The sequence below is a fragment of the Neisseria iguanae genome, from assembly GCF_003013245.1.
Classification (GTDB): domain Bacteria; phylum Pseudomonadota; class Gammaproteobacteria; order Burkholderiales; family Neisseriaceae; genus Neisseria; species Neisseria iguanae.
The window spans coordinates 1-5,777 of sequence record NZ_PXYY01000122.1 but is presented as its reverse complement, the minus strand read 5'-3'; the positions used below and the strand labels follow the sequence as shown (position 1 = coordinate 5,777).

Below are 5,777 nucleotides of genomic sequence, written 5' to 3'. Positions count from 1 at the left end.
GTGCGGCGGTGCCGACAGGCGGCTATCCGCTGGCGCAGGTGTGTGCGTGAGGCTTTGAAGCGCGCTGCCGGCTGTGCACTTGGTGATAATGGGGTAGGTCCCGGTATTTGAAGTCCGGTGTATATTCGGACAGTAAGAAAACTGAAGAAAACCGCACCTTTTTAGTTGGAAGGGGTGCCTGACTTTATGGCTGATCCACTTAAAAATGAACACATGGGGCAGATCGGATACCCGCTCCGATCTGCCCGCAAGGGTAAACTTTGCTTGGAATTTAAACGGCTTTCCTGCTTTTTAAGCAAGTATCGGATTCAAGAAACCGACCTGCCCATGTCGTCATGATTCATTCAAGCAGATATATCATCAGATTAACCCGGTTTTCCGTCGGCACGCGGGCGAATCAGCCAAGGAATGTATTTCCATGCATAAAGCAGCAAAGCGGCGGCAAACAAAGCGGAGGAAAAACGGATGCTGTGGGTATATGCCGTGCCGTGGACAAAGGTTGCCAAAATCCGCACCAAGGTTGACGCAATCATCAGCCAAAACGCCACCGGCACTGATTTGGGCGGCGGATAAATCGCGTTGCCGGTGTGGCCGAGTGCGGTACGTGCCATCATGCCCAAGGTCAGCACGCCGATGCCGCCTACGCCGATTAAATGTACGCCCAAATTCAGGAACGACGGCGAGAAGTAGGAAATGCCGACTGCCATCAAACCCAAACCGGTAAAGAAATAGCCGGCAAACAAAATCCACAGCATCGGTTCTTTCAACACGCCTTTATGACGCCAGCGGTAGACCTGTACCAAGCTGATAGCCCCGGCGGCAAAGGCAAACAAAGCGGCCAACGGCAACAGCATTTGGTGTGCCATCAGCATGGCAGTCAACATCGGCAGCCACAAAGATGCATGACTGACCCATTTCGGGCTGGCGATTTGCGGAATATTCAGGCGTTTGGCCGTGAAAAATGAGATAATCCGCATACCGATTAGGCCAATGAAACCAGCCACCATAATCAGGCCGGATTGCAGGCCGACCAACAATGCGGCCGGATCAAACGGACTGAGTTGGCGGTGAAAGGCGACGTGTGTGCCGCCCAACACAAAAATAGCAAACACGGCCGCATAGTTGCGCTTATTTTTGGTACGGAACACCGGCAACGCCATGCATACTGCGCCATACCAAAAGAAAATCGTGCCAAAAATGCCGCTAGCCGCTGCCCCCCAGCCGGGGACAAACGCGCAAATGCGCGCCAAAATCCAAAATGCGGCCAAGCCGGCCAATGCCGCGCCGCGGGTCGGCGGTTGGTTGGTCCAAGTGGCGATAGCGGTGAGCAGAAAGGCAATCACGACCAAACCGGCGTAGCCCCAAATCATTTCATGCGCGTGCCAGTAAAAGCCGGGCAGCTCGGGTGTGCCTTGGTAGCCGAAGCCCCACAGTAAAATCGACAATGCGCCGTATAAGGCTGCCAACGGGTAAAACGGGCGGAAAGCCATGGCCCAAACAGGGTGCTTGAACAATACGTTCATGGTGGTTCCTTGATTTTTATAGTTAATGTTGTACAGGCCGTCTGAAAAAAGTTTCAGACGGCCTGATGGTATTTATCTTCAAACGGCCGTTTCGTCCAGCAAATAAGGCTCAACGGCAGGAAAAAGCTCGCGTTCTTCAAAGCGTGCATGGTCACGCAAGGTGGTGGCAAATTCGCGGTTCCATATTTCGCTGGTGTATTCGGGATGAGCCATCATGTGGCGCAATTTGGCGTGATCGTTTTCAAAACGTGCACGCAGTTCGGGCTCAATATTCGGCCAATACGGCGCAAACTGATTTTCTTCTTCTTGAAAATGGTGCGCCAATTCTACAAAATGCGGTTCCAGTTCAGCCTGATGGCTTTCAGACGGCGTACGCAGGATACGCACACATAAAGAAAGGGAATGATGGTGTTCGCGTGAGCGCTCAATCAGCGCAGGGTGGCGTTTTAATGGTTTCATAGTCGGGGGTTTGTGCAGGATTTTACTGGATTAATTTATAAGTTTCATATATTATGAAACTTAATTCCATATAAAGTCAAACACATACCGCCCCAATTACATGATGAATCATTAGAGCGGCTGATTTTTAATAATAAAACCCGATTCAGAACAGGGATTGTTATGTATCTCACCCAGCATACAGATTATGGATTGCGCGTTTTAATCTATACCGCCATCAACGACGATGCGCTGGTCAACATCAGCACCATCGCCGATACTTACGGCATTTCCAAAAGCCATTTGATGAAGGTGGTGACAGCCTTAGTCAAAGGCGGTTTTCTTTCCAGCGTGCGTGGTAAGGGCGGCGGATTGAGGCTGGCTATGACGGCAGATAAAATCAACATCGGCGCGGTGATACGGCATTTGGAACCGATGCAGTTGGTCGAATGCATGGGCAACCGCAACGGCTGCCTGATTACACCATCTTGCCGTTTGGCCGGTATTCTTGGCGGCGCGATTAAATCGTTTTTCAACCATCTCGACGGATTTACCTTGGAAGACTTGTTGAACAAGCCGACTTATGATTTGCTTTGCTTTCCTAAAATCGACATTATGCCTGAGCAGGAGATGGCGGAAACCATGCCTGAAAAAGTGGAGCGTGTACTGGAAAAAATGACGCCGTCCGATATCCGTATCGATGCCGTCAACTAGGTTTGGGAAATATTAATACTATCGCTTCAGCAACTTGATGGCTCTGTGGCGTAGATAGCGGTTGTATTGAAATTCATTGATGAATCGGACGGCTTTATTTTCGACAGATTACCGGAATAAAGCCGTTTGTTTTTGCAGTGATGTGAGAATGAATATTAGAACATGTCCTCATTTCATCATGCGGCATCTTTCCGGCATAAAAACCCGTCTGTCGCGTTGGAAATGCGCGCAAGGTGTCCAACCTTGCTGCCGCGCCGGCCGGTTTTACCGGCACGGCGTGTAAAACCGGCTTCTTTGAGTATCGCCCTGCGCATACACTTCTGCCCGAAAATCTGCGACACAGACAAAATGAGGACACGCTCTAGATTCAGTATTGTTTCTAGATTCAGTATTGTTTAATTTTTTGATTTTTAATGCAATTATTTTTGATGTAATTAAGCAGGGTAAAGGCTGGGATTGTGTAAAAATAAGTTGCAAACAGGAATAATTGCTATTACCATGCGCATACTATGAAAAAAGATCGAATTTTAAACCCCACGGTGGTAGCCGTGGTCGCTCTTTTGCACATTGGATTGATGTCTTTATTATGGAAACCCCATAAGCCTGACATTGTCGAAGTTGAGCATATCGAGTTTGTCGAATTAGGTGATTTCGGTGGCGGCGATGGCGCACCGGAAGGTGCCGGCGAACCCGCTTTGGCGCAGGCACCCTCTCCCCCGCCACCGCCGAAGCCAAAACCACGCCCCGAGCCAAAACCCAAGCCCAAACCGGTGAAAGAGACAAAACCGGTAATTAAGCCGGTCATCACCAAAAAAGCGGATGCCGATATTCAGCAGCCTAAAGAAAAACCGAAACCGGTTGAAAAACCCAAGCCGAAGCCGGAACCCAAACCCGAGCCGACATCTGAACCTAAGCCGGCTCCGCAGCCTAAAGCCGAACGCCCGGCAGAGAAACCGGCCGGAAAAGCCGGCGGCAATGCTGCTGATCAAGCAGGCAGTGAAACCGGCAAGGGCGCTTCATCCGTCAAAGGCGAAGGCAGCGGCAGCGGTACCAAAGGCGAAGGTACTGGTCGCGGCGAAGGCAGCGGCAGCGGCTCAGGCGGTAAAAAAGGTGAAAGTGGCTCCGGTGACGGTAGCGGTACAGGTGGCGGAAGTGGTCCGGGCAGCAGTCGCGGCAATCCGGTAAAAGCCACCGGTTCGATTCCGACTCCGCCGTATCCGTCTTTGGCTCAAGAAAACGGTGAAGAAGGTACAGTGGTATTGAATGTCTTGGTGGCTCCGGGTGGTAAGGTTGTTTCGGTATCGGTTGCGAAGAGCAGCGGTTCGTCACGCTTGGACCGTGCAGCGCGCAATGCAGCTAAATCCGGCCACTTCAATACCAATGTTTGGACCAGTTACCGCGTACCGGTACGCTTTAGCCTGGGCGTATAGGCCGTCTGAAAACGATTCTGCTTTTGGGCTGAAAAGGCGGCCGCCAAATGTTTTTTTATTTATTTTGATTTTGGAAAAACTATGAATTTAGGACTAGTGTTTCAATCGGGCGATTTCGTCTTAATCAGTGTATTTTTATTGATGGTCATCATGAGCATTGTGACATGGAGCGTGTTAATCGTGCGCGTGATTAAACTGCGCCAAGCCAAAGCCGGTAATGCCGCTGCCAAAAAAGCGGTGATGGATTCGTTTACTTTAAACGATGCCGTGCAGAAAGTCAGAAATATTGATGCGCCTGTCAGCACGCTGACCGTCGATGCGGTTCGCGCGTATGACAACTACCGCCAAAGCACCACCAAAACCTTAGCCAATGTTTTACCGCTGAACGAATATTTGGTCGGACAAATCCGTACCAGCATGAATCAGTCTATGCGCCAGTTTGACGGTGGGATGGCAGCCTTGGCTTCGATTGGTGCCACCGCTCCGTTTATAGGCCTGTTCGGTACGGTTTGGGGCATTTACCATGCTTTAATCAACATCGGTGAAAGCGGCCAAATGAGCATCGCCGCCGTGGCAGGTCCGATTGGTGAGGCATTGGTGGCGACTGCAGCCGGTTTGTTTGTGGCGATTCCGGCGGTGTTAGCCTACAACTTCTTAAACCGCAGTAAAAAAACGGTTTCTCAAGACTTGGACGCTTACGCGCATGATTTGCACGTTCGTCTGCTGAATCAAAAGGATTAAATCATGGCATTCGGTTCAATGAATTCCGGTGACGATGATGCACCGATGTCCGATATCAACGTGACCCCTTTAGTCGATGTGATGCTGGTGTTGCTGATTGTGTTTATGATTACCATGCCGGTGCTGACGCATTCGATTCCTTTGGAATTGCCGACAGCTTCCGAGCAGGCGGCGAAAAAACACGCTCAGCCTAAAGAACCTTTGCGTGTAACGATTGGCGCGGACGGCGCGTATTACATCGGTGCTGATTCTGCCAATAAAATCACCATTGAAGAGGTGAAGGCACGCTTGAAGGAAGCGAAAACGGCGAATGAAGACACCATTGTGGCGATTGCGGCTGATAAAGCCGTGGAATATGATTATGTGAACAAAGCCTTGGGTGCGGTGCAAGAGTCCGGTATCAGTAAAATCGGTTTTGTCACAGAAACCAAAGCAGAATAATCATTTATCTGTTTTTTTTTTTAAACAGACCGCCTGAAAAAAATATCAGACTGAAATCTTGAGTATTTCGGCTTGGCATTTCAGACGGTTTGTTTGTATGGTTGGGGCAAAATTCTGCAACATTTTCCGATTAAAAATTGACCGAGCTAAGAAATAATTGAGGGATTCATATGGAAAAATGATTATAGGGAGCATCGCCGTTGGCATTATCTGCCTGCGCCATATTTTTTCCGGGCTTTTATCAGTCTCCATACGACCATTCTTCGGGATGGCAGTTACGGAAATGGGCAGATAATTTGGATAAAAATACCGATTTAAAAACTTAGGGGCTGACGCAGATTAGCTCCAAACACCACACCATTTCGCAGCATTTCAAGCTGCCCGGACGGTGTGCCGAAGTCAAAGCGGAACCCGCATTCTTTCAGGAACAGCAGGCAAGATTTACGGCCAACCTCATTGTATTTGCGCAAGACGCACTTCGCCCGGTCCC

General features: G+C 49.8%; 5 protein-coding genes and 2 pseudogenes. 4 read left to right on the top strand and 3 right to left on the bottom strand.

Annotated features, from left to right (window positions below):
* Positions 1 to 365: 365 nt before the first annotated feature.
* Both C7N83_RS12760 and C7N83_RS12755 read right to left on the bottom strand, forming a co-directional pair.
* The gene (locus C7N83_RS12760; RefSeq protein WP_106743103.1) at positions 366 to 1,523 is read right to left on the bottom strand and encodes an NnrS family protein; all 1,158 of its coding nucleotides are present in this window, start codon (positions 1,521 to 1,523) and stop codon (positions 366 to 368) included.
* A gap of 78 nt (positions 1,524 to 1,601) precedes the next feature.
* Entirely contained in the window at positions 1,602 to 1,982 is a 381-nt protein-coding gene (locus tag C7N83_RS12755; protein WP_106743101.1) for a hypothetical protein, read from the bottom strand.
* Between the two features lie 162 nt (positions 1,983 to 2,144).
* On the opposite strand from C7N83_RS12755, the pseudogene C7N83_RS12750 reads away from it, so the two are divergent.
* From C7N83_RS12750 to C7N83_RS12735, 4 genes and pseudogenes are all read left to right on the top strand, one after another.
* Positions 2,145 to 2,576, top strand: a pseudogene (locus C7N83_RS12750) (Rrf2 family transcriptional regulator); the annotation flags it as partial.
* A 608-nt stretch (positions 2,577 to 3,184) separates the two neighbouring features.
* Complete coding sequence (locus C7N83_RS12745; RefSeq protein ID WP_106743098.1) at positions 3,185 to 4,105, top strand: energy transducer TonB; 921 nt, start codon at positions 3,185 to 3,187, stop codon at positions 4,103 to 4,105.
* Between the two features lie 81 nt (positions 4,106 to 4,186).
* Complete coding sequence (locus C7N83_RS12740; protein ID WP_106743096.1) at positions 4,187 to 4,846, top strand: MotA/TolQ/ExbB proton channel family protein; 660 nt, start codon at positions 4,187 to 4,189, stop codon at positions 4,844 to 4,846.
* A 3-nt stretch (positions 4,847 to 4,849) separates the two neighbouring features.
* The gene (locus C7N83_RS12735; RefSeq protein WP_106743094.1) at positions 4,850 to 5,287 is read left to right on the top strand and encodes an ExbD/TolR family protein; all 438 of its coding nucleotides are present in this window, start codon (positions 4,850 to 4,852) and stop codon (positions 5,285 to 5,287) included.
* Positions 5,288 to 5,626: 339 nt separating this feature from the next.
* Here C7N83_RS12735 and C7N83_RS12730 read toward each other — a convergent pair.
* Positions 5,627 to 5,777 (bottom strand): annotated as a pseudogene (locus tag C7N83_RS12730) (IS1595 family transposase); the annotation flags it as partial.

What these genes read in the sequence shown, in the direction of transcription:
- C7N83_RS12755 (WP_106743101.1), bottom strand. Translation starts at nt 1,982, where the DNA reads ATGAAACCATTAAAACGCCACCCTGCGCTGATTGAGCGCTCACGCGAA.
- C7N83_RS12745 (WP_106743098.1), top strand. Translation starts at nt 3,185, where the DNA reads ATGAAAAAAGATCGAATTTTAAACCCCACGGTGGTAGCCGTGGTCGCT.
- C7N83_RS12735 (WP_106743094.1), top strand. Translation starts at nt 4,850, where the DNA reads ATGGCATTCGGTTCAATGAATTCCGGTGACGATGATGCACCGATGTCC.
- C7N83_RS12760 (WP_106743103.1), bottom strand. Translation starts at nt 1,523, where the DNA reads ATGAACGTATTGTTCAAGCACCCTGTTTGGGCCATGGCTTTCCGCCCG.
- C7N83_RS12740 (WP_106743096.1), top strand. Translation starts at nt 4,187, where the DNA reads ATGAATTTAGGACTAGTGTTTCAATCGGGCGATTTCGTCTTAATCAGT.